The sequence below is a fragment of the Arcticibacter sp. genome, from assembly GCF_045629565.1.
Classification (GTDB): Bacteria; Bacteroidota; Bacteroidia; order Sphingobacteriales; family Sphingobacteriaceae; genus Arcticibacter.
In genome coordinates this window covers 19905-44641 of sequence record NZ_JAZQRL010000061.1, presented here as the reverse complement: position 1 = coordinate 44641, position 24737 = coordinate 19905, and the positions used below count along the sequence as shown (strand labels likewise).

Genomic DNA, 24737 nt, shown 5'->3' with positions numbered 1-24737 from the left:
GTAGATCAATAGCCGTTGTTCTGCGGATAAGCAGGCCCGGTGCGTACATTGTTGATTTGAGCTTGCGGAATCGGCCTGCGCATGTGATACTCCTGAACATTGGGTGCCCCCTCAGGATTATACATCTTAACCCTCCTCACTAGCTGACGGGTTCTTACGAGATCGTACCAGCGGCGAAGATCGCCATACAGTTCCCTTGTATATTCATCTAAAATCAAGTCCATGCCGTTCAACGGAGAACCAGGCGAAGTATTGGCAGGAACAGCAAGCTGACCGAGCTGGGCAGGTGTTAACTCCATAGCCGCAGCATTTGCCGCGTTTGCAGCTGCTTGTGTAGCTGCAGTAACACGGAACTGCCCTTTAGGAATAAAATCTCCGTCGGCAGGTGTTCTGAACGCCGCCCTTCGACGAATAACGTTCAATTGCGTGGCCGCAGCCGCAATATTTCCCAGCATATAATTCGCCTCCGCATTCATCAGGTACACCTCCGAGAAGCGCATCAGTATGATGGGCCTGCTTGAAAAGTCATTCATGCCGGTACGCAGCTTGTCATCAAACTTCTTCAACGTTGGGAATACCTTGTTGCTGTATTGTGCGGGTGTAACGATTAAGCCTTTAAACGCATCTCTGCGTGCGTTCGTCACCTCGATTCCAGGCATTAAAATGGCGGTGTCTCCATTGATTGGAGGCTGGTAGGAAGTCGCCGAGCTAACGGTGGTCGGTATAAGCGCCTCTTTCGGGCTACCGTCAAATTTTACACCAGCCGCCCTTGGTACATTATTGATCCAGAAAGTTTGAAATGTGGCGTCCCAGCGTGTATCATTCACCTGGTTTTGAAAGGCAACCTGATGGACATAGGGATTTGGTGCTACGCGGATGTATGGCCGTCCGTTATAGACATCCCTTACCATGGGTTGTTTGGCAGTAGTGATTACCTGCGGAACAGCTTCAACTCCCGGGCGGTTATCAATTCCGGCGTCCGAGATATAGTTCCAGCGGTGTAGTACAGCCATAAAGTTAATCCCGAAACCACCAGAAGGGTTTTGTGCATAAGCTGAATAGGTCGGATCATTCCTGCCATAGTCAATAGCAAAGACGGTTTCTTTACCATAGTCATTCTCCTGCTTAACAACATCATTATAATTTTCGAAAAGGTCAAGCTGGTAAGTTGCCCGGTTCGTAATGAGCTCCTGGGTCAGATCAGCGGCTTTCTGGAAATCGCCGGGTTCGCTAATTTCCGGGATATAGCCCTTTGTAAGGTATACTTTCCCCAGATAGGCTTTGGCAGTGGCTGCGGTCGCCGTCTTTCCGACAGGCGCAAGTGCGTTAGTGCTGTTTACAACAGCGGGTAAGTCGGCCGCGGCTTCCGACAAATCTTTGATGATTTGACTGTAAATTTCCGACAAAGGGGCTGGTTCGTCTCCCGTCTTAGCTTCGGTAATAAATTCCAGATGTAAGGGTATACCGCTTTTTTGTGTGGCCGTTGTCCCCCCATAGGTCTGTACCAGATAGAAATATATATAGGCCCTGAGAAATTTCGCCTGGGCAATGTATTCCTTTTTTGCCGCTTCCGTTAAAATCGGATCAGTACTCTCACTAACAAATTTCAATACTCCGTTTAGAGTATTAATATCAGCGAAACACGAACCCCAGCCGCCAACATTGGGAGTCGATGAATTGATACCATTATACGTATTCAAGGTGATCCCCGCGCCTGACGAACTCGAACCAGCCCTCATCTCGTCCGTCCCGACATAATAATTGATCTGTCCCTCTCCCGAATGGAAGCTGCGCAAGCTGCTGTATACACCGGCAAGACCCGCTTTTACACCGCCGGGGGTACCCAAATAGCTAGGAAATAATGCTGACCTGGGTTCTTCTTCAAGAATGTTTTTACAGCCCTGCGTCAGTAGGAGAACAAGTGCAATTGCTAATAGGTAATTGATTTTAGATAGTGCTTTCATAATCTTTTAATTAAAATCTTGCGTTGATACCAAATATGAAATCCCGGGTCTGCAAACCAGGACTGATTCCTGTTCCTCTGAAGGTTTGCGCACCATTATTTGGGGCACTTGGATCATATCCTGCCACGTTCCCGCTTGCATTGGGAGTCGCCGGAAGAATGTTGCTCACTGATTCGGGATCGGGTACAAAAAAGCCGTGGTTTCTGATCGGGGCATATATGACGAATGGATTCGTAACATTGGCAAAAATCCTTAGGGAGCTGATGCCTAATCGTTTAGACGTGCTTTCAGGGAAGTTATACCCCAGGTTAATGCTTTTTGCCCTGATAAACGAGCCATCATAATATTGAGTCGTCGAATAAAAGTTACTTTGCTCCGTAGCATTTGGCATAGGCTCGGTACCTCCCGGATTTTCAGGCGTCCAGTAATTCATCACAGGCTGGTTGTGCCGACCGAGATTCAGATATTGCCAGCCGTTGACACTGGCATTTGTAGACGACACATAGGGGACGATAGTCGTAAACCCCATTCGGCCTTGTATCAAAATACTCATGTCGAAATTCTTGTAACTGAAGCGGTTGTTAAAACCGAAAGTGTAGTCAGGCTGAAAGTTTCCAACAAATTGATTGTCATCAGAAGTAATTCGGCCGTCACCATTAAGATCTTCTACGCGTACCTCACCAGGATACTGCAATGGCGAAGTCTGACCCTGTACGGGCTGATATACACCTGCAGAAGTAAGACCTGGAGAGTCTTCAACCTGCCAAATACCTATTTTTTTTAAGTCATAAATAGTAGTTAGGGGCTGGCCCACAAACAGACCCGTACCAATGATCTGGTCAACGCCATTTGGCAGCTCAACAATCTCTTCCCTGTTTAAGGCAAAATTGAAATCAGTGGACCAGGAAAAACCACCTGAGTTAGGAATGTTAATGCTGCTCAGGCTAAACTCCAGTCCCCTGTTTGCAGATGTTCCCAGGTTAGTAGGTTGGTCCGGCCCGCCGCCCTGGCTGCCTGGAAGGGCATTGTTCAGTATAATACCACTTGTACGTTGCTTATAAACTTCAACTGAACCTGTTAACCTGCTCTTAAATATACCAAAGTCTAATGCCAGGTTATATTCAGCAGTTCGCTGCCAGGTAAGCAATGGATTCACCAACGCCTGAACCCTTACTCCACCTATGTTACCGGTAGACACGCCACCGAACTGGTAGTTCGCGTTCGTCAGCTGACCTAATGTGTCATACGGGTCAACACTCCCGATGGTGGAGGTCTCTCCGTAACCTGCCCTCAATTTCAAGGTATTCAAAACTGGAACGTCTTGCATGAATGACTCGTTGCTTATAACCCAGCCCAGGCCAAATGCAGGATAGCTGGCGTACTGGTGACCTTTCGCCAGAGCAGAGTTTCCGTCAATCCGATAGGAAGCCATCACATTATACTTATCATCGAAAGTATAATTCAAGCGGCTTATGTAGGAGATAATGCCCTGTTCTAAGAAGCTTCCACCCAGAGTTGCAGGCGTACCTAATCCAAGATTAGTATTACGCACGGCATCTGCAGGGATATTCGTGGCACTGGTATTTGAGTTTTGCGTATGACGTTTCTCCGTGGTAAAGCCTGCCACGAAGTTTACATTATGCTTTTCGAGAAACTCGTTGTCATACGTAAGCAGGTGCTCTTGATTTAAGCGGTGAGTGTAACTGTTATCCGTACGTGCGTTTGTTTGAGCGATGGATTGTATGGAGCTCCTGTTGATTCCATTATATTGCCCCTGTAAAGACTGAGACAAATTATAGTTCAATGTATACCGGTACTTTAGGTGCTTCAGTGGACTCAGCTCTGCGAAAATAATGTTATTACTGACAATTCCCCTCGTATGATTGTAGTAAGAATTAGGAATAGTTCCCGGAACCAGCGGACTTAAAGTCAATGCGTCGAGTGTTCCCTCCATCGGGAAATAGTTAACAGAACCGTCGGGCAAATAAGGATGAGCCAGGGGAGTAATCCACTGGGCGTTTCCAAGCTGCCCCGATCCCCCTGTATCTGTGTTCCGGAGGCTTCCCATTAAGCTAACCCCGAACTTGATCAGGTCGTTTATTTTGTGATCAATATTTGCTGAAAGTGTATATCTGCTGACGTTGTTATTAGGGTCCACAGATCCATTCTTGCGATATGCTAAACCGGCGCTAAACTGTGTCTTCTCTGTACCTGCCGACACTCTTAGATTCTGGTCCCATGTTATTCCTCTCTGAGTATACAGATCAACCCAGTTGGTACTGATTCCTTCAGCAAGAGCCTGCGTTTCCATAGGAGTAAGGGCATAGCCGTTTGTAGCACCATTGTTCTGCAACAATGACCCTCTTGATGCATCCAGCTTCAACTGCGCGTACTGTTCACCATTCAGCATCTTCAGTTCTCCTTGGAGGGAATTGATACCGACGTAAGAGTCGAAGGTGGCGATCAACTGCCCGACGCGGCCCCGGTTCGTAGTGATCAAAAGCACACCCCCTGAACCTCTCGAGCCATAAATGGCCGTCGCCGAGGCACCTTTCAAAACATCCACACTCTTAATGTCATTGGGGTTAATCGTTTCAATGGAGTTGTAGTACGGTTGACCATCTAAGACAATTAAAGGTCTGTCAGCTTCAGGGTTACCTATAGTCCGGTTGCCTCGCACGGTAATCTGCGGGCCATTAGCGCCGGTAACCACATCAAGTCCCGCTACTCTTCCTTTCAGCTGCTCAACAACGTTTGAAGCCGGCACTTCCTGTAATGCTTTGCTATCAACTGTTGCAACCGTGCCCGTCATGTTTTGTCTTTTCAATGTACCATAGCCCACAACTACCACCTGATCCAGCGCTTTGCTGTTTGGTGCAAGGCGTATGGTTCCCAGATTAGAGGTTCCGCTAGTTAAGGGCCTTTCATAGTCCACATAACCAATGTAAGAAATGACCACCTTGCCGGTATTAGCAGGTACAGTCAGAACGAAGTCGCCGCTAACATTGGTAGAAACAGCAATACGGGTTCCGGGGATTTTCACTGTCGCCCCTATAAGGCTCTCGCCTTTTTCGTCGACAACTTTCCCTCGCAGCGTCATGCTTTGAGAATAAGCAGCCAAGGAAATCAAGTTTACCGATACCAGGATCAGCACAACTTTCCAAAGTTTAGAAGTTTTAAAATTTTGCATGGATAATTATAATTGGTTAGCAATATTAGTTCATAAGGAGGCCGGGGAATGATTTGATTAGGTTAATTGATGATCCAAATGTTTTTCAATGAAACCCTCTTAACATTTGGTATTTGCCCGAATTTGCCCCTCTTTCCAGCTTTTTAGTTCATTTCATGATACTGATAGACATCTGATCTAGTAAATTCGCCAAACGTTATAGCCGGGGGGAGCCGCTGACGTTATGTTTGTCGTACCAATTGTAACCATCTATGTACCTGCCTTATGTTAGTGAAGCCCTTTAGTATAGTCATTTTTATTTATCTGATACTGTGGAACGCCAACGCTCAAAATATCAGTTTCACGGCGCTCACTTCCAAAGACGGCCTGTCCTCTAATACAGTAAACGCTATCCTGAAAGACGGCTATGGTCTCATGTGGTTCGCTACAGACGACGGTTTAAATAAATTTGATGGTGCTGCTTTTACGGTATACAGGCAAGACAGGAGAGACTCAAACACCCTCCGTTCAAATCGCGTAACAACCCTGTACGAAGATCGGTCCGGAAACCTTTGGGTAGGCACAGACGGTGGGGGACTAAGTATCTACAACCGAAAAAAGGATAGCTTCAGAAACCTTGACATTCCAGGTGTAAATAAAGCTGTGAATATGATTTCAGGAGATGCCTTTGGTACCATATGGATAGCTCATTATGGAGGCCTTACAACGGTAGATACTGAAAAGGGGAAAAACTTCACGTTTACTGCTGATACAAGGCGCCCCGACCAACTATCGACAGATATAATCCTCACAATTTTCCATGACAAATACCACTCGGTTTGGGTTGGAACTACAGATGGTCTTTTCAGGTACAGCAGGAAAAGCAAAACCTTCACTCACTACAAGCACGATCCAAAGCAGTCGGTAAGTTTAGCAGGAGATAGCGTAAAGGCCATTACGGCTGATTCTAAAGGAATGCTCTGGATTAGTACCACACGAGGTTTGAGCAAGATGGCACCAGATGGCTCCGGGTTCCGTCAGATTGCCAGCAACCCGGAGCATGCCCGGGTTCTTGCCTCCGCCAAGATAGGTCCAATCGATATAGATACCGACGATAACCTTTGGATTGGTACCAATAACGGCTTGTATATCTTAAACCCCGCTTCAGGAGAGCTCAAAAACTATGTGCCTGACGAGCGAAATAAGTATAGCTTGCAATCAAGGGCAATACGTTGTGTATACATTGACAGAGTTCTTGGGCTTCATTGGATAGGCTCTTATCATGCAGGTGTCAGCAAGTACGACAAGAATCTGTCGCTATTTCATTTGATAGAAAGCAACCCTTTCGACATCCGGGGCTTGTCAGCGTCGAGGGTTACGTCATTCGCAGAGAAGGACAGCAAGCAGATATATGTAGGGACCGATGGCGGAGGTCTCCATCTCTTTGATAAAAACACAAAACTCTTCAGCAAAGTTCTCATTCCCTCTTCTCTGACAGGTTCCGGGACCCGGCTATCGATACAGGCCCTCGAAAGGGCGCGAAACAACGAGCTTTGGATTGGGACATACGGTGACGGGCTTCTTGTAATGGACCAAAATCGAAAAATTACACAATTTAAAAAAGGTAACGGTCCCGGTCGGCTCTCAAGTAATGATATTTTCGCAATCAAACAGGACAGGCGCGGAAATATATGGATCGGAACGAATGGAGGAGGGGTTAACGTGTACAACTCTTCTACGAAATCGTTTATCAAGTACACATCGGGTCTGGGCAACAGTTCTTCATCCCTGTTTCCTCTAAATAACTATATAAGGGTCATAGAAGAAGATCAGTCAGGGAATATATGGATCGGCTCCCATGGTTCTGGTTTAACGAGGTATGAGCCCCGGATAAACCGCTTCACATGGTATGACAAAGCAAAGAACGCTCTTGAGAATGACATTGTGTTGTCGCTTTTGAGCGATCAGAACAACGATCTGTGGGTCGGCACCAGTGCCGGTTTGTGCCTTCTCAACAAGAAGACGAATAAGTTCACTTGTTTCAACGAGAAAGATGGTATGGCCAACAACATTATCTATAAAATTGTTGAGGGAGATAATGCAATGCTCTGGCTCAGTACGAACCTGGGCATCAGTAGCTTTGATAGAAAGACCCGCAAGTTCAGGAATTATAACTCCAACAATGGCTTGCAGCATAGTAATTTTGTTCTCGGTTCCGGATTACGGACATCAGATGACCTTATTTTCTTCGGAGGCCTTGAGGGGTTCAACTATTTCAAACCGTCCGATTTGAAGAGCAACGCAAATGTCCCGGCGGTGCTTTTTACAGATCTGAAGATCTCCGGAAAGTCAGTAACCCCCTCAGACGGGCAATACCTTGATGAGCATATTTCCGTAGCAAGAACGGTAACCCTCGACTATCGACAGAATTTTTCAATGAGCTATGTCGCCCTTAATTATACAAATCCCAGGGAAAACAGGTATTCTTATAAGCTCGAGGGCTTCGATAAAGTTTGGAGTTATCCGTCCCCTGCACACACTGCCTCGTATACCAATCTAGATCCCGGCGAATACACGTTATTAGTAAAAGCCAGTAATAATGATGGTGTCTGGACCAACAAAATCGCATCGATAAGCATCATTGTGAATCCTCCATTTTGGAGAACAGCCTACGCCTATATATTCTATTCACTTGCCATCGCCTGCTTGCTGGCTTTTTACCGGTACAGGACACTCAGGAAATTGCAAGCCCGTTTTGCGGCGGAACAAGAGCAACAGGAACGGCAACGTACACGTGAGCTTGATAATCTTAAAATAAAGTTTCTTACAAATTTAAGTCACGAGTTCAGAACCCCCATATCCCTTATTATGGGTCCTGTTGATAATCTGATCTCAGAAGAGAATAACAGGAGAAAAGCGGGCCAGCTTGATATGATAAAGCGTAACTCCAGGCGGTTGCTCAATCTGGTCAATCAGCTTCTTGACTTTCGTAAAATGGAAGAGAACGAGCTCGGCCTGAACCTGGCAGAGGGCGATGTGATTTCCTTTATCAAAGACGTGGCAGACTCATTTCAAGATCTTTCCGAGAGGAAAAAAATCAAGCTTTTCACGAGCAGCAATGTGCAGAATCTATATACTTATTTTGATCACGATAAGATCGAAAGAATTCTGTTTAACCTATTCTCAAACGCATTTAAATTTACACCCGAAAACGGCGTAATTCAGTTCGAAATCAATCATTACAACGATACATCAGATCCGTCCCGCACCATGCTGATATTAACAATATCTGACACAGGCGTAGGCATTCCGGCGGATAAGCTCGAGAAAATATTTGAGCGTTTCTTCCAGAGTCATACAAGTGCCGCTGTTCTAAACCAAGGTACGGGGATAGGGCTTGCCATTACAAAGGAATTTGTAAAGATGCAGGGTGGGTCGATAGAAGTGGAGAGCCAGGAAGGGAAGGGGACTACTTTTACCGTAAAACTTCCGTTTACTAAGGTGGTACGTGGTACCCCGATATCGGAAGACGAAGAACCTCGTTTAGAAGCTAGGAATCCGGAGAAAGAAGAAGCCGAAGCAGGAAAGATTACGGAAATAAATGGATCCAATGATTGGTCGCCCTTACCTTTGATTCTGCTTGTTGAAGACAACGAAGATTACAGGCAGTATCTACGAGATAGTTTAAGTCCTTTCTATCGTGTTCTGGAAGCCGCTAATGGCAAAGAGGGCTGGCAAAAGACCATTGCTCATCACCCGGAAGTAATAGTAAGTGATATCAGCATGCCCCTTATGGACGGCATAGCGCTTAGCCGAAAAGTTAAAGCCGATAAGAGAACCAGTCATATTCCATTTATCCTGCTAACGGCACTGAATGCAGAAGGAGAACAAGTGAGGGGCCTGCAAACGGGAGCAAGTGACTATCTGACCAAGCCCTTCAGCCTGGAGATTCTCAATACCAAGATCCGGAATCTATTGGATCTTAACCGCAATTTTAAAAATGCTTACACCAGGCAAATCAAAGTGCTGACACCCGAAATCGAAGTCGAATCTGAGAATGCAAAGTTCCTGAACAGGATCTTAGAATACATCGAAGAAAATATCCATGACTCGAAATTTTCAGTTGAAGACCTCAGCAGACATGTTGGAATGAGTCGCAGCGCCCTTTATAACAAGCTTGTGTCGCTAACAGGGCAGTCTCCCCTTGAGTTTATCCGCAATATCAAACTCGATAAAGCAGCAGTCCTGATAGAAAAAAGCGACTTCAATATCGCACAAATCGGATATATGGTCGGTTTCTCATCACCTAATTATTTAGCCAAAACGTTCAAAGCAAAGTTTGGCATTCTGCCGTCTGAATATTTGCAGATGAAGCGTCAATCTTACCATGTAAAGAGGGATTTAGGGTGAATTCCTCGCCCAGGCTTTCCTATATCGGTGTCACAACGCCTAACTAAGCTGCTTTTCGTAGATTAGCACTAACTATGTCACAAGAACCACACCTAAACATGCTCCGTTACTGGCGCAATACCCTGGCAGAATCTGCACGTGTCGTCATTGAAGTAGACAAGACACTCAACCAACGGAAAGTCATTATAGACATACCAAACGGCACAGTTGATCCTAATCAGGCTTTGACACTGATAAGCACCTATGAAAAACGCACCAATGAAGATAGAGGCATACTAGGGCCCGAGGAGACCGGGTGGGTGAGGGTAGAAGAAGCACCTGTTCTGATATCACCCTTTCGTGTCAGCCCCGTGCCAGAATATACAAAGCTGACCGGGGAAACAGGCATATTCTATCCATTCTGGATCCGCGCAGTGCTTACCAAAAAAGGAAAGCTAAAACCAGACGAAGATACATTTCCCTATATCCCTCGTGCTTACCTGGAGCCCCAGGCCAACCAGGAGGTTAACTACGTTTTTTCAGATGTTGACAGTGTAGACGAAGCATTTGGTCGTCCGTTCAGCGGAGAGCCTGACTGGGCAAGCTACTGCGAGTATGTCCTTTCCATGTTTAAGGCTGTAACCAGCCAAACTGTTGAGACTTACTCCGTGGAAAACTTCAAGGTAACCAGCGAATACACTGTCGTAATCAATGATACACTGACCGGACCGGCTGATGCCATTATCGGACTCTATGATTACATTATTCAAAAGAAAGACGTCCCCGCAACGCTGAAAACCCTTACTGATCGGCAAGAAGCACCATTGAAGGCTCTGCTTTCAGAAGCAGCATTCGAAACAGCCTCAACACGACACGTTGGCCAAATGGCTTTCGAGTTTCCCTTGTCGAAGTCCCAGCGGAATAGTCTTTATCATTACAATACTATCGGACATGGCGACATCCTGGCGATTAATGGTCCCCCAGGAACCGGGAAAACGACCTTACTGCAGAGCGTTGTTGCTACAGAAGTTGTAGAGAGCGCAATAGCAGGTGGTGATCCCCCAGTGATACTTGCCTGTTCAAGTAACAATCAGGCAGTCACCAATATCATAGATAGTTTTGCTAACGTAAAGCGGAAAAAGGGAGAGCCGTATGAACGATGGCTGCCAGACTTAGGAGGCTTCGGCTTATACCTTCCCGGCTCAGCGCGGGAAGTACAGGCACATATACCAACCATCAAACGAACGAAAGGAAAGCTTAGCGGATCACATACTGAAAAAGAAAACGAGACCTATCTGGATAGGGCAGAAGCCTATTACATTGAGCACAGCAAACAAACCGGTTCAACTCTTCCCGTCATCGTTAACGGTTTGCAGCAGAGGCTGATAGAAAGCCAACAAATGCTCGTAGATGGGATAAACCGTTGGCATGAGTATCAGGACCTTCAATCTCAATTGCCAGAGTTAAGCTTGCATAGTTTGCCTGATCTGGAGAAAGGACTCACCGATCTGGAGACCAGCTTCAGTGATTACCTGGACGCAGAATCCCTTTGGTTGAAACTACTTTCCTTTCTCAATTTTGTAAAGGAAAAACGTGCCACTCGTGCCAAACAGCTATTTCGTGCTTGTCCAGTTGCGTATAACTCCATTGATTTCTACGATCTTAAGTCCATACATCAATTCTTCGACTCAAAGTATGCTTTGATCACAAAGATCAGAAAAGCACAAAGCACTTGGGAGGATTGGCAAAGAAAGGCAAACGTCCATCTTGACCCGGGTGAACCAGCCTTTTTCGAGCAGCTGGAGATGGGTTTGAAGTACGATATGTTCTATACTGCCGTCCATTATTGGGAAGGCCGCTGGCTAATGGCCACCCGCACGGCTTTAGAAGAGAACCGGTTATCCCGTAACGGAGAGAGCGCTGCCAAAGAACGCTGGCTTCGTTTCGCTATGCTAACGCCCTGCTTCGTGTCCACTTTTTATATGGCGCCCAAATTCTTTAACTTCTCCAGATATATCCAGGTCAATCAGGGGCAGAATCCATGGGAAACCCCACCATTATTCGATTTCGTAGACTTGTTAATTGTCGACGAAGCAGGGCAGGTGTCACCCGAGATCGGTGCGGCGACTTTCGCTCTGGCGAAAAGGGCGCTGGTAGTTGGTGACATATTACAGATTGAGCCAGTCTGGAATGTACCTAAGAAAGTAGATCAGGCAAACCTGCACCGTTACCAGCTTATTAATAGTATGGATGATCAGCCAGGGATTGACGACCTCTACGATAAAGGTTTTCTGTGTAGTTCAGGTAGCGTTATGCGCATGGCACATAAGACATCCTCCTTCCAACTTTCTGCCACAAAAGCGCGGGGCATGCTCCTTACTGAGCACAGGCGTTGCTTTGATGAAATTATCAGCTACTGTAATAATCTGGCTTACGACGGAGTTCTTGAGCCGATGAAAGGTTCGGCAAAGAATACCCTGCTACCACCCTTGAAATTTATAGCCGTAGAAAGTGAATCCAGGGTGAGTGGTTCCAGCCGGGCGAACCCAAAAGAAGCGGAGGCAATTGCCAGATGGATCTCCGAACATCAGGAAGCTTTAGCGAAACATTACCAACTACCCTTAAGCGATATCGTCGCCATTGTGCCTCCTTTTAGTGGGCAAAAGCTTATGCTCCGTAATACCCTTCGAAAAGTCGGAATTAACATGAGCGGCCTGGTCATCGGAACGGTACATGCTCTTCAAGGCGCCGAGCGTCCGGTTGTGCTTTTCTCTGCAACCTATGGTTCAAACGATGAGGGTAAAAGCTACTTCTTTGATAGTGGACCGAATATGCTAAACGTTGCAGTCTCGCGGGCAAAGGAGTCATTTATATTGTTTGGCAATCCTAAAGTATTCCGACGTTCAGATCAAAGCCCATCGATGCAGCTCTATCGGCATATAGCCAGAGCTGCTGATGCTGTCTGCGAAAAGCAAACGCTTCCTAATGGCTAGACCGGTTCCTTGTTGGGGGAGGTACTCTATGCAAAAGATTTTATCCGTGAATGGCCAGGGAGGAAAGCGAGGCTTTCGAGTGTACCCGAAAAGGGACCTACCCGAAAATAAACAAGCCAGACAAACACAGAGCTGGCAAGTTTCCTACTTCACTGATCAGCAATTGCTCCCCATGTTGATTACATGTTATATCGCGAATATTGGCTTTAAATTCATACCGCAATAGTTACCAGAAATGAACCAGTTGATAACCGCAATAAAAAGCCTGATCACCCTGACTAGGGAGGAGGAATCCGTAGTGAACGGTCTGTTCAAACCTCTTGAGTTGAAGTCAGGAAATTATTTTGTTGAAGAAGGAGAGCTATGCCGTTATGTCGGCTTTATTGAATCCGGACTGGTTCGGTACCACATGAATGACGATGGTAACCAAAAAACCTTATACTTCAGCAGGGAAGGGGAGTTCGTTTGCAACTACCAGAGCTTTTTGCCTAAAGTGCCCTCCAATACCAGCATACAGGCGATCGAGGATACCCGTATGCAGGTGATCACTTACGATAATCTGCAACGTTTATACAAGACTGTCCGGGAAGGTGAGAAGCTGGGGCGTTTGGCCATCGAAGGTGTGTTTCTCAGCAGCCTGCAACAGTTAAAATCCTTTTACCGCGATTCCCCGGCCGAACGTTACCAGCAGTTTCTAAGTGCCTATCCCGAACTGGCGCAACGGATCCCCCAATACCATATCGCCTCTTATGTCGGCATCAAACCGCAGTCCCTGTCCAGAATCAGGAAAAAATTGGTGGCCGGAAAATAGCAGCCTCTCTCATTTGTTAACCCAGGTGAACGAATTCAGACTTTTTGTTCGGGAGATTTGTACCATAAATCATAGCAAAAATGGAAACACCAATCAAACAACAAACCTGGGGTACACGCTCAGTTTCTTACTGGATCACCTTTGTTCTGGCCCTTGGCATCATCTTCATCGGCCTGCGCTTTATCCTACAACCATACGACGGAGCCGTCGGATATGGCATACCTTTCAGCAATGAGTACGACGCTGCCTACGGAAAGATTAAGGGAATCCGGGATATCTTTTCAGGGATCGTTCTGCTGCCGTTGCTTTTCATGCGGATGCGCAACGCTACAGCCTGGGTATTTACCATGTCCATTCTGGTTCCTGTCGGGGACTTCCTGGTCGTTTATACCACCAATGGCGCAGGCGACCTTGAACACCTGCTGATCCACGGTATTACTGCTTTGGTCATGGTCGCCAATAGTTTTTTGCTATTTCGAACGAAATGAACAAACATCATACACGAAAGTGCTGTCTTTTACCGAGGGTGACTAAATTAGCGATAGCCGAAGATGATTATCTTTGATTCACAAGCACGGCCACAACCAACCACATTGGACGCAAAATAAGCCGCATCCGTGAACTACGCGGTATGAAGCAAGAAGCCGTTGCTTCTGATTTAGGGGTGAGTCAGCAAACCGTATCTGCTATGGAAAACAGGGAAACGATTGATAGAGACCTGTTGAGTCAGGTGGCTAAGATCCTGGGCGTTACGCCGGAAGCTATTGAGAACTTAGTGAAGAGGCTGTCCTGAACATCATCGGCAATACGTATCACGTTGACAATTGATCAGCTGTCAATTATGGTTGCACCTTCAACCCTTTGGATAAACTCTTAGAGAGTTATGAAGAGAATAAACGCTTATACGAGCGCCTGTTGCAAGCTGAAAAAGACAAAGTAGCTTATCTGGAAAAGCTGAGAAAGTAAACTATGTGTTTTCATCAACTCTATGCTAAGGGTATAAACGGTTCAAAGGCTATCCGGCCAAGATGTCAATAATAAAGTCTTACATCAGCTATTCCACCTTTTTCCACACTTTGAGTGTCGTATCCATAGCCAAGGTTACCGTTTGGCTCGTGTACGATAAAGCCAAATCTCTCGCCATATGGAACTATACAAAAGAAAGCATAGAATATTTAATTCATGTCCTCTTATGAAGAGAGCGATTTCCGCCATAAAGACGGTCAATCATTCGGTCAATTTATGTGGAAACCGCCCCCGCTTTTATCTAACCCTGGAGAAAGTTGAGATACAATGCAGACGATCTGATAGCGCTATTTGGATGGCACTGCATCAATCACCTTTACCTCGTATGGATCCAAGGACAACTTGATAGTGGCGCTTTTCCCTAACTGAACCTCTCGCTTGGCGGATTTAGCATCATAGAATATGAAAGTTTTTTCCTGTCCTTCAGGTATTTGGAAAGCCTCACACGCCTCAATTATGAAACTCTTTTTCTCAGATGAAGGATTACGAACGGTCAGAACTGCTTTAGAAGGAGACCAGGCTGCAAATCCATAAACCTCTCCTTTTAGTGGATCCCCTCCAATCCAATGAGCATCCTGTAGTATCCGTGAATTTGTTCTCGCCCAATTAGCCGCGGCGGCGAGCTCATCCCAGTTATCCGAGGTGAGCTTATTGGGATTGATATAGAGCTCCTGAAAACTTGTTCCGGTTCCAAAGAACGACCATATTTCGTCCGAAATATCTTTATTGCTAAAACCGAAGCCCGCCGGTGGGCCGTTTTCTGCTATACAGATTCCATGGAGCATCACTGCGTTTAAAGGGAACAGCGGTGCTCTTTTAACGACATTCCTGTAAGTTTCCGAATCCCGGTAAGTAATCCACTGCTGCCTTCCGGTGCCCGTGCCTGCCCGGTCGGTATCATGTCCGGCCCTCCATATTACGTCTCCAAAATTAAGCCAGTAGACTGAAGGCCATGTTCCCACGGTCAGGCTCAAATATAGAGTAGGATTTCTAAGTCGCATACCTTGGGTAAGCTTCAATAGTGCTTCGATGTCTTTCTGATATGTGATACTTGCTCCGCTTGCCCCGTTACCCGCACCTATCCCATCGAACTTGAACAAGGATACGTTGTACTTCTCCATAAAACTCTCTGTTACGCCTTTGAAACGGTTGAAATATATGGGGCCTGATAAAGAAAAACCGTTAGCATTAGTTTCAAACTTTGGGCTCTGCTTTCTCCCATATTCCAGCCGCTGCTTCTGGTCTTCCATATATCCTCCCCAGGGCGATATCCATACTCCAATGTTAGCGTTGAAGCCGGCGGCCTTTTCGGCAATTTTTGAGAAGCCTGAAGGGAAGTTCTTGTTAAACATCCACAGTGTCTGGTTGTCGTCCCAGCCGTCGTCAAACAAAAACGCATCCATTTTTACTTTGCGTTTAGAGATCAAGCTGTCTCCAAACTTCTGAATACGGTTTAAACAAGAGGCCTCATCAAGCTTGCGGTCCACCCAGGAAAGATCGTACCATGAATTGTAATGCAGGTTCTGACGGTAAGGGGTGGCTCTCTCTCTTTCGACATAATGCAAAAAGCCGCGTCTCAACTGGCCCTTTGGTGTAGTTCCCCAAACGATGGAGGCTGTAAGGGAACCTGTTACGGAAAGAGGCTCCTCTCGGGCTAAGTACGAGGTTAGAAACCCGGCATCCTCGTCATGCTGTGCCATTGGATCCTCGACGGCAAAAAATAGGTTGTCTATACCGAGGGGTGATCCGTCTACCTTGCCATGCTTTGTTGCACCTCGTTTTAATGGCAGTTTAACGAGGATAATCTTCTCAATAGATACAGAATCTTTGGCTTGGAAAGTAAAAGACTGACGGATATAATTTGAGCCGTCTTTTAACTGAACAGTCCATGTAATATTGATGCCCGAGGTTTTATTAAAAAGACGTGCCGAAAAGCCGGCTCCGCTCACCCGGTCAGAATATCTGAGTGCGTCTTTGTTTGCCGCAATCTTCTGCTGCTGTATGTTAGAAGCGACGAAATCGGCAGAGTTTAGCACCTTGCCATTTTTCAACCTTATTTCAAATAGCTGCATTCCGTCAAAAGACAGTACTTTCCCGCTTTGCTGATCCAAAAAGTCTCCAGCCGAAATTCTGTTCCCTTGTTTTACCCAGGAAATTCGCATGGCCTTATTCTCAACCACATACTGGTCTTTCTTGAATGTTAAAACTGCTTTTCCCGGATTTTTGCCTGGGTATTCAATCTGTGTGAATCCTTGTAAGGAGATGAAAGTACATAGCACCGCTAGTATTAGTTTTATGTTCATAAGTTTTATGATAAGCATTATCGCAAGTTTATATCTTTAACCTGCAACGAAACATTCCTCCGGAGAATAATCGGGCAGGCAGTTTGTTATCGACTACTTCACTACTGGCCATCCCTTTTTGTATGAAATGCCTTTTATAAGCAAAACGCGCGTATTGTACGTTTGCTCGGCCGGATTCTGATGTACAGGAATGGCGTGGTAAGCGATATAGGTTTTTCCTTTCGAGTCCTTGAATATTGAATTATGGCCAGGAGCAAGCCACTTTTCGTCTTTTTTAACAATAGCACTGCTTTCGAGTTGCTTACCATTCGCCATACTAACGAATGGGCCTAAAGCAGACTTCGATTTTGCTACCAACACCGCGTAATTGACGTTCGGTCCGCAGCAATTATCTCCCGAATAGTATAAATAGTAGGTTCCCTTATGATAATCTATCCAAGTGCCTTCAATCAGGCTATCGTAGGTTTGTTCTTGCGACGGATGTACCAAAAAGCTGGGTTTACTGCCAGGAGTGAAAGTTCTCCAGTCGTCGGAAAGTTCCTGTACCCGTATAGGTTTATGACCAGACCCCCAGTATAAAAGCTTCTTTCCAGTTTCCGGATCAATGAATGCAAAGGGGTCAATATTCACAAATCCGGTTCCACACACTAGAGGACTTCCCTTGTCCGTAAATGGCCCTAAGGGATTGTCGGAAAACGCTACCCCCAGGCATTTGCCCGTTTTCTCGCCCTTCTCCCCGGAATAAAACAAAATAAATTTACTCATCAGGGGATCAAATAAGACATGCGGGGCCCAAAAGTCTTTGTCGGCCCATACGGGTCTCGCAGGCAAAGCGTCTCCTGCAATCTCCCATACCTGTAAATCTTTAGAAACTGCGACAGGGATATTATAGTTCTTTCCATCTATTGTGCCGTTTGTTGCATAAGCATAATAAACGTCATTCACCCGAATGACCGTGGGGTCGGGAAAGTTTACGTTGAATACATTGACTTTTGTTTTCTGACCGTAGCATGTTGTTGCTAGGGCGGCAGATAGGAGGATTCCTAATATTGTGGTCAGGATGTAACTGCGTTTGATAACTTGAGATACTACTAGGTTCATGTAACTTAAATCTAGAGAAGCTAACTGTTTATTCGAGCGATAAATTAGCGAGGGTTGGTTTTACCGGTTAGTTCCTGTATAAGCTTTGTTTCTTCTGGGATGTAAGGCTTACCATCGCTATGAAATATTTCATGGAACCAAAGTGCCGGATCCGCGGTGTACTGTTTATCCCAGCTATCCCACGGCATCTTAGTTTGCGTCTTTCCGTCTACAAGCCCCCAGTTGAATACTCCCGTGCGATATTGGCGTGCCACAGGTAAAGAACTCTGAAACGTACTGTTATTGCCGCGAGCCATATATTCAGTGCAAATGATCGGACGACCATATCGTTGTAACCATAGTATTCTCTTTTCAAACTCTTCCGCGTTATCATAGTTATGGAACGTGATGATATCTGATTCTTCCAACTGCAGTTTGTCGATGGATTTTAGCTTTTCGTCTGATGACCACTCTCCAAGCCAAACTCCCGAAGTAAGTGGCTGAGACGGATTCACAGAACGAGCCCATAGAAAGGTTTTCTTTAGAAGAGGCAATACGTAATCGATTTTGTTCGGAAGTTCGCGCTTTCCGTAGGACGAGGTGTTTAAATTATCTGGCTCATTCCACACGTCCCAGCCCAGAATCCGTTTATCATTGCGCAAGTTCCGGATTATGCCCTTCACAAAGCGTTCTAGCCGTGGGTATTGTGTGGAGTCCTTTAATGCTGTAAAACCCGGGCTTTGTACCCATCCTGAATTATGAACAAAAGGTGTGGGTGCATTTTGCTTTCCGAGCTTCGGAAATGGGTCCCAACAGGAATCAAACAACACAAAAAGGGGTTTGATCTTATGTTTCTCGGAGATCTCCAGGAAGGTATTTATTCGATTTAGGAAGCCCGTCGAATCCTGATCCCATAAGAGATCGTGAAGATAAACGCGCATTGTATTCATGCCAATCGATTCTGCCAGCCCGAGCTCCCGGTTGATAGTGATGGTATCGAAAGAGCTTTCCTGCCACATTTCTAATTGATTAATTGCTGTGCTTGGAATAAAGTTGGCACCCACCAGCCATTTCTGCGAAGCATACCAATCATTGGCCTTGTCCTTGCTCCAGATCGTACGGCCGGTGGTTTGTGTTGGTCGTTGTAGGGAACAGCTTTGTAGTATTATTCCTGAAAATGCTAACAGGAGGAATTTTATTTTTAAGAATCTCACTTTGCTATAATTTATAGATGAATTAATGATATAGTTTATCAATGGCTGCAGGTGCTGCTTTTCCTCTACCGGCTTTTACTTCCAAGTGTCTGCTTCCACCTGCGTCAAAATACTGGAGGCGTATCCGGTGAAATCCTTTTCGTAAGGGAATAAATCCGGAAGCCTCTGTTGCGGCATGCTCGCCGTCATTGTCAATAACTGTTTCGTCGTCTATATACAATATAGCACCGTCATCAGAAACGACTTGGAAACTGTACATGTCATCCTCATCAACTTCTATATACCCTTCACAAATAAGGTAGAGGGTTTTCTTATCAGCAAAGGAGCCGAGGTCAAACCGCGGTAATACTCCTGAAGTATTTGCCTGTTCTATGCGGATATTTTTTGCGAGGGCTGAACTTTGGGTAGCCGTTCTAAATAACAAGCCCTGTTTATGAGACGTTATCTGAGTTGCGGGTCTGTAAGATTTCTTAATGTAGGTCGCCCGGTAAATTCCGCTCCGACGACCTGAGGGTAGTACGATCAAGACTTTCACAACTATGGGTACATCGTCTTTTAATTTCAATGTAAATGGGCCTTTGTATGCAGCACTTCCGGTATCAGGATCAGTGCCATCAAGTGTGTAAAACGTTGTTGCTCCGTCTACAGATGGCTCCAGGTTCAGCTGCACACTGGACTCAACAGTGACCAGGTCTCTAAGATCTTTTGGTTCAGGGATCCTGAAGTTCAGCTTTTCATTGTCGAGCGCCAATAAGCGAGTCTTCAGCTTTTCCAGGAACCGGTCATAGTTTTTTGCCGTGGCTGGGGACCAGGCAATCTCGGCCGCTGCCAGTGCACGTGGATAGGTCATATAGTCAGAATAGCTGCCTTCGCGAATATTCTCACCCCACACGTTTCCCTGTATCCCTTTGATATATTTATACTGATCAGCCGTCAATGAATCCGATAAGGGTTCGTAACTGTACACTTTACTTAATGGCACCAGAGCTGGAAAGGCTGGTGGTTCCGTCTTTGGATTACCCTGATAGTAGTCCAGGTATAAGTAGGTATACGGGCTCATGATTACGTCGTGATGCTGACGGGCCGCAGCAATCCCGCCAGTCTCTCCGCGCCAGCTCATCACCGTGGCGTTGGGTGCTAATCCGCCTTCCAGAATCTCATCCCAGCCTATAATTTTGCGCCCTTTACTGTTTACGAACTTCTCCATGCGTTGAACAAGGTAGCTTTGAAGCTCATGCTCATCTTTTAGTCCTTCTTTTTTCATTCTGTTCTGGCAGTTAGGGCAGACTTTCCAGCTTTCCTTAGGCGTTTCATCTCCTCCTATGTGAATATACTCAGAAGGGAAAAGCGCAATAACTTCGTTCAATACATCCTCAAGGAAAGTAAATGTGGTCTCTTTGCCAGGACAATAAACGTCCTTTGTTATTCCCCCCGACCGGGCTACCTGATACTGCCCACCAGTACAGCCGAGATGTGGGTAGGATGCCAGAGCAGCAGTAGAATGCCCGGGCATCTCAATCTCGGGAATCACAATGATATGCCTGGCCGAAGCGTACGATATAACCTGTCGAATCTCGTCCTGTGTGTAGTAGCCCCCATATTTGCCGTCTTTCATAAAGGGAGAATGTTTGACGTTGTCGACAGGTTCACGCCAGGCGCCAACAGTTTGTAGTTTCGGATATTTTTTAATCTCAATTCGCCAGCCTTGATCGTCTGTTAAATGCCAGTGAAAGCGGTTGAATTTAAACCCGGCCATCACATCTATAAACTTTTTCACGTATGATAGTGGGAAGAAATGACGGCTGACGTCGAGCATCAATCCGCGATAACCGAATCGAGGCTGATCCTTTATTGAAAGAGCCTGAATTGAAATTTCTTTCTTTCCAGCAGGAGGTGTTAGTTGTTGAAGCGTTTGTACTCCATAAAACAGCCCAGGGCCATCTCCCGATAAGCGAATCTGATTCTGTTTCACTATTAAGCTATATTCCTCAGGTTGCCCTGCATTCGACGCTTCGAAAAGGATACTTGCGATGTAGGAATCCGGGTTATTGGCAGCTTTCAGCTTCAGTCTGAAGCCATAATTGCTATAAAGGAACTCATTGAACAGACCCGCGGCTTCTCTTGCTTCTTCCCCGGAGTAATAGATGACACTTTTATTCGAGATATTAAAGCTCCCTCTGGACAACACGGTCTCCATAGGTTCTGGAATCAGCGCAACATTGGGTTTCTCCTGACTTAGTCCCCTTGATCCGGTCAGCAGGATAAAAAGCGGTATCAGGACCAGTGCGGGCGGACAGCCAACTTGGTTGAAGAATGATATGAAAACATTTGGAAACTCAAGCAGCCTCCTTTGCGGGTTCATACTCGTCTGATGATCCAAATGATCCAGCTCCAATGAACCGGAGGCATGTGTCTCTCTGTTTTTTAAAGAGACTCTTGTCTTTTTAATCATGTGTACGTTTGAGTTTGTATATATTAATATAGGTGGTGTCTGATTGATCGCTAATTTAGATGTGCACTCTTCTTAGTAAGCATTGTTGAGGAAGCGAAAGCTACCGGCTTCTACATTGAAGATATCGCTACCGTAAACATCTGTTGTTTTTCTTAGAGTAACCATGGACGTTTTCCGGGGCGTAGGGGTGCCGGACGCATTATGTGTGTGAAATACATAGGAAAGAACGCCATCTTTGCCTTTCACAATGTCCCCGTGTCCGCTACCATTATGATCGGTGACAGACTGATGAATAATAGGATTACCCGTATACCTGGTCCAGGGGCCCGAAGGGCTTTGACTAACAGCATATCCGACAGCATAATCCTTGTGCCTGAAATCATTTGCAGAATAGAACAGGTAATAGAGACCCTGATCCTTGATGACCGTAGGCCCCTCGGCTACTCTGCCTGCAGATGCGTTTACATGCTCCCAAGTGCCGGGAGTAGCGGTGATACATTCTACATTTGTACCAGCTACCATAGCTGAATAGTCAGCAGTCATTTCTGCCACCCATATCCTGTTTCCCCCGCCCAGACGTACATGATATAAATACTTCTTGCCATCTTCGTCAATAAAAATGAAGGGGTCTATCTGACCGTAAGAGGACGAAAGTGCAGTCTTGGCCGTTTGCCTGAACGGCCCACTTGGCTTGGAACTTTCTGCTATTGCAATTTTCTCATTGGCGGTATAAGCCATATAAAATTTTCCATTGTCTTCCCACACGTGAGGAGCCCAAAAGCCGATGTCTCCAAATGCATCCCCTTTTCGCAAAGCGTAACCTTTGGGAGACCAATTCTTCGTGTCGCTAGAGGTATAAACGAGTATCCCGTTGTCGGCGTTGACGTCGTTAGTACCATAAAGGTAGTAGATACCCTGGTGATAAAAGACAGTAGGGTCTGCCTGAAGTAAGGGAGTAAGTATCGCAGGCTGCTCCGGTTCGTCGTCCGGTTCCTGGGCATCCGATTTCTTGCCACAGGCTGTGCTTAGGATAAGTAAAAGTATCGCAATGGCGTGCAGTGGATTAAAAGCATGTCTTCCTTCCATATAGTCCGAATTAATTTGGTTAAATAAGTTTTAAAAAATAATCTCTACAGTCCTGCAAGCACCTGCAGCGCCTTTTGTACGGGATCACCCGTCACTGGTTTTTCGGCTACATACGGCTGCTCTGCCCATTTTTTTTCTACGCTGAAAAAATCAGGTTGAGGCAGGTTCTGTCCGCTCAACTTTGCCTCCAGATAATGAATATATTGTTCCCACCGGGATAAATAAAGTGTTCCCATCAAACCTCCCCATTCCTTGTTTGCATAGTCGTTAAAGCGAGTGTCCCGTTGGTTAGGTCCCCAATAGCTTATCTGTGTTCTGGCGTTTAATACCGCATTTTCCTTGTCCCGTAAATCTCCTCCGAACTGCGAAGCGCTCTTAAGCCAGGTCTCAAGCCGAAAACTGTCATGGGTCTGAAGCAAGCTATCTTGTATTTTCATAAGGCCCAGAAAATATCCCGATTTTCTCTTAAAATCATCCTTATTATTGCCCTTAAATGCAGTAACCATGTCCTGATAGGCGCTTTCCCCACGGTTGCTTACTACCTGTCTTACCAGATCAACTAGATCGTACCTAAAATGGGCATCATTCCTATATTTGCTTGCTGACGTAGCAAACTTCCTCACAGCAGCTTCAAAGACACGGGGATCGTAGCTTCTCTTTAAGGTACCCCAGGCACGCGCATATCGGGCTTCAAGGGAGGGCCGGGCACAGAACACACTTTCTGGAGCCCCTTGTTGCGGTTCTATTTTGCTCGAATAAACTGTATTCAGAAATACCTGCCAGGCTTCCTTTATATCCGCATTTGCTCCACCATATCTGAAATCGGCATACTTGTTTATCCACTGCTTGATATCTACGTGACCGCCCTGCCATGCGGCATCATAAATCAAATCATAAAGAACCGGATTATTATTATAGCCTTCGGGAATCTCTCCGATACCAACGAGGGATTTTCCTTCAGGGATAGCCATGACCTCAAATGGTTTATTAGCGAGATATTCAAGTTTTCCATACAGGCCCTCATTCTCACCGAAATTGTTAACTGAGCCAAATATCCAATTGCGGCCCCCGTATCCCTTTCTTGAGAGCCAGTTCTGATGATCTTCTCCCATCAGATCCAGGATCAGAACGCTGTCTGATGGGACTTTATCCATAAGACGGTCGTCCGGGTTGCCTGACCAGCCTTGCAATACCCAAGTAGAGCCCGGATACGCCGCGGTCATTGCTCTATAAACGTTCTCTCCTGCGGCACTCAGATCTACCCCATGGGATATTCCTCCCTCATGGAAAGGATCACCGCCGAAGAACCGGAAACTTATTCCATACTCGTTCTTCAGGTGCTTATAATAGCTTGCCGCCATTTCTTTAAAGAGAGATTCCTCAGGCGATAAAATAGCAGGTCGCGAGTAGGGGCCCCAATAGCCCTGGTTGATTATGTTCGCTTTGGGATACTTCTTTTGCAAAGCATTAGGAACCATACCGTAAAAGCCCTGAAGTACGGGCTCGATCCCAAGCTCATTCATTCGCTTGAGAATAAGCTTCTGCAGTTGTGATTGTTGATTGAGAACATGGTCGCTCACCGGACCGCCCCAACCTTCTAGATTTCCCATTAGCCACCAGGCAGAATAGGCGGGTCCTGGAATAAACGCTTGTCTTTCAGTTTTTTTAAAACCAAAATCACGGAGTGTAAGATCCCATATTTTTTCTGTTCCCACGGGGGCAAGAGCAAGGTTGACGCCATTCAGAGCAAGCCAATCCAGTACATATTCCCATTCTCTTTCTTGATAAAAAGACATGGTGTAATTCACGGTACAATAATTTAAACTATACCGGTATTTAAATGGAGTGGTCTGGGTGAGGGTACCCTCGATAGCTGGCAACTTCTTGATGGGCTTGATATTGCTACTTTCAAGTGACATCGATTGCTTACAGTAGTATTTTAAATACCAGTTAATTCCCATAGCCGCTGCAGAGGAGGAGCTTGCAGCTACTGTCAAATGACCCTTACTCGTTTGTAAGCTAAATACATCACCTTTTGAGGTCGGTTTCAGTGATTTAAATTGGACTTTAGGGGCTAACCAGGGAACCCGTCGTTCCAGCAAATGTTGAACACCGTTAAAATCCTCTGCAATGGCTGCCAGAAAGTTAAGGAAGAAAAAGAGTATCAAGCCAGGTATGCGATACATATATTGTAGAAATTAAGTAAGAAATTAATCAAGGAAGGATTCAAGTAGATTGAATAATCCTGCT

The 24737-nt window shown here is 45.8% G+C and carries 14 protein-coding genes; 6 read left to right on the top strand and 8 right to left on the bottom strand.

The annotated features are described in order from the left end of the window. Positions 1 to 5: 5 nt before the first annotated feature. Together ACKI5J_RS07800 and ACKI5J_RS07795 are read right to left on the bottom strand one after the other, a co-directional pair. Positions 6 to 1964: a RagB/SusD family nutrient uptake outer membrane protein gene (locus tag ACKI5J_RS07800; protein WP_407428217.1), complete on the bottom strand. Its 1959-nt coding sequence runs from the start codon at positions 1962 to 1964 to the stop codon at positions 6 to 8. 10 nt (positions 1965 to 1974) lie between these two features. Further along, the gene (locus ACKI5J_RS07795) at positions 1975 to 5154 is read right to left on the bottom strand and encodes a SusC/RagA family TonB-linked outer membrane protein (protein WP_407428215.1); all 3180 of its coding nucleotides are present in this window, start codon (positions 5152 to 5154) and stop codon (positions 1975 to 1977) included. A gap of 264 nt (positions 5155 to 5418) precedes the next feature. Here ACKI5J_RS07795 and ACKI5J_RS07790 point away from each other — a divergent pair, with 264 nt between their 5' ends. The 6 genes from ACKI5J_RS07790 to ACKI5J_RS07765 all read left to right on the top strand — a co-directional run bounded on the left by ACKI5J_RS07790 (position 5419) and on the right by ACKI5J_RS07765 (position 14119). Next, on the top strand, positions 5419 to 9543 hold the full coding sequence (locus ACKI5J_RS07790) for a two-component regulator propeller domain-containing protein (protein WP_407428213.1): 4125 nt from the start codon (positions 5419 to 5421) through the stop codon (positions 9541 to 9543). A 74-nt stretch (positions 9544 to 9617) separates the two neighbouring features. Then, a complete protein-coding gene (locus ACKI5J_RS07785) occupies positions 9618 to 12515 on the top strand; it encodes an AAA domain-containing protein (RefSeq protein ID WP_407428211.1) in 2898 nt (965 codons plus the stop codon). After that, complete coding sequence (locus ACKI5J_RS07780; RefSeq protein ID WP_407428209.1) at positions 12478 to 12741, top strand: MepB family protein; 264 nt, start codon at positions 12478 to 12480, stop codon at positions 12739 to 12741. The genes ACKI5J_RS07785 and ACKI5J_RS07780 overlap by 38 nt, the downstream gene beginning before the upstream one ends. 9 nt (positions 12742 to 12750) lie before the next feature. Then, positions 12751 to 13326 carry a Crp/Fnr family transcriptional regulator gene (locus ACKI5J_RS07775; protein WP_407428207.1) on the top strand — a complete coding sequence of 192 codons (576 nt, stop codon included), beginning with the start codon at positions 12751 to 12753 and terminating at the stop codon, positions 13324 to 13326. Positions 13327 to 13406: 80 nt separating this feature from the next. Beyond that, positions 13407 to 13814, top strand: a complete 408-nt coding sequence (locus ACKI5J_RS07770; RefSeq protein WP_407428205.1) for a DUF4267 domain-containing protein — start codon at positions 13407 to 13409, stop codon at positions 13812 to 13814. Positions 13815 to 13957: 143 nt separating this feature from the next. Beyond that, positions 13958 to 14119, top strand: coding sequence for a helix-turn-helix transcriptional regulator (locus ACKI5J_RS07765; protein WP_407428203.1), 162 nt, complete (start codon positions 13958 to 13960; stop codon positions 14117 to 14119). A 520-nt stretch (positions 14120 to 14639) separates the two neighbouring features. Here ACKI5J_RS07765 and ACKI5J_RS07760 read toward each other — a convergent pair. The 6 genes from ACKI5J_RS07760 to ACKI5J_RS07735 all read right to left on the bottom strand — a co-directional run bounded on the left by ACKI5J_RS07760 (position 14640) and on the right by ACKI5J_RS07735 (position 24673). Then, positions 14640 to 16655 (bottom strand): hypothetical protein, encoded by a 2016-nt coding sequence (locus ACKI5J_RS07760; RefSeq protein WP_407428201.1) that lies wholly within the window; start codon positions 16653 to 16655, stop codon positions 14640 to 14642. Positions 16656 to 16748: 93 nt separating this feature from the next. Then, entirely contained in the window at positions 16749 to 17756 is a 1008-nt protein-coding gene (locus tag ACKI5J_RS07755; RefSeq protein WP_407428199.1) for a glycoside hydrolase family 43 protein, read from the bottom strand. Between the two features lie 44 nt (positions 17757 to 17800). Continuing rightward, on the bottom strand, positions 17801 to 18949 hold the full coding sequence (locus ACKI5J_RS07750) for a cellulase family glycosylhydrolase (RefSeq protein ID WP_407428197.1): 1149 nt from the start codon (positions 18947 to 18949) through the stop codon (positions 17801 to 17803). Between the two features lie 22 nt (positions 18950 to 18971). Next, positions 18972 to 21401, bottom strand: coding sequence for a family 20 glycosylhydrolase (locus ACKI5J_RS07745; RefSeq protein ID WP_407428195.1), 2430 nt, complete (start codon positions 21399 to 21401; stop codon positions 18972 to 18974). Between the two features lie 72 nt (positions 21402 to 21473). After that, entirely contained in the window at positions 21474 to 22487 is a 1014-nt protein-coding gene (locus ACKI5J_RS07740) for a glycoside hydrolase family 43 protein (RefSeq protein ID WP_407428193.1), read from the bottom strand. A 44-nt stretch (positions 22488 to 22531) separates the two neighbouring features. Next, complete coding sequence (locus ACKI5J_RS07735; RefSeq protein ID WP_407428191.1) at positions 22532 to 24673, bottom strand: alpha-N-acetylglucosaminidase TIM-barrel domain-containing protein; 2142 nt, start codon at positions 24671 to 24673, stop codon at positions 22532 to 22534. Positions 24674 to 24737: the final 64 nt, after the last annotated feature.

What these genes read in the sequence shown, in the direction of transcription:
- ACKI5J_RS07770 (WP_407428205.1), top strand. Translation starts at nt 13,407, where the DNA reads ATGGAAACACCAATCAAACAACAAACCTGGGGTACACGCTCAGTTTCT.
- ACKI5J_RS07775 (WP_407428207.1), top strand. Translation starts at nt 12,751, where the DNA reads ATGAACCAGTTGATAACCGCAATAAAAAGCCTGATCACCCTGACTAGG.
- ACKI5J_RS07800 (WP_407428217.1), bottom strand. Translation starts at nt 1,964, where the DNA reads ATGAAAGCACTATCTAAAATCAATTACCTATTAGCAATTGCACTTGTT.
- ACKI5J_RS07760 (WP_407428201.1), bottom strand. Translation starts at nt 16,655, where the DNA reads ATGAACATAAAACTAATACTAGCGGTGCTATGTACTTTCATCTCCTTA.
- ACKI5J_RS07790 (WP_407428213.1), top strand. Translation starts at nt 5,419, where the DNA reads ATGTTAGTGAAGCCCTTTAGTATAGTCATTTTTATTTATCTGATACTG.
- ACKI5J_RS07745 (WP_407428195.1), bottom strand. Translation starts at nt 21,401, where the DNA reads ATGATTAAAAAGACAAGAGTCTCTTTAAAAAACAGAGAGACACATGCC.
- ACKI5J_RS07735 (WP_407428191.1), bottom strand. Translation starts at nt 24,673, where the DNA reads ATGTATCGCATACCTGGCTTGATACTCTTTTTCTTCCTTAACTTTCTG.
- ACKI5J_RS07765 (WP_407428203.1), top strand. Translation starts at nt 13,958, where the DNA reads ATGAAGCAAGAAGCCGTTGCTTCTGATTTAGGGGTGAGTCAGCAAACC.
- ACKI5J_RS07785 (WP_407428211.1), top strand. Translation starts at nt 9,618, where the DNA reads ATGTCACAAGAACCACACCTAAACATGCTCCGTTACTGGCGCAATACC.
- ACKI5J_RS07740 (WP_407428193.1), bottom strand. Translation starts at nt 22,487, where the DNA reads ATGGAAGGAAGACATGCTTTTAATCCACTGCACGCCATTGCGATACTT.
- ACKI5J_RS07795 (WP_407428215.1), bottom strand. Translation starts at nt 5,154, where the DNA reads ATGCAAAATTTTAAAACTTCTAAACTTTGGAAAGTTGTGCTGATCCTG.
- ACKI5J_RS07755 (WP_407428199.1), bottom strand. Translation starts at nt 17,756, where the DNA reads ATGAACCTAGTAGTATCTCAAGTTATCAAACGCAGTTACATCCTGACC.
- ACKI5J_RS07780 (WP_407428209.1), top strand. Translation starts at nt 12,478, where the DNA reads ATGCTGTCTGCGAAAAGCAAACGCTTCCTAATGGCTAGACCGGTTCCT.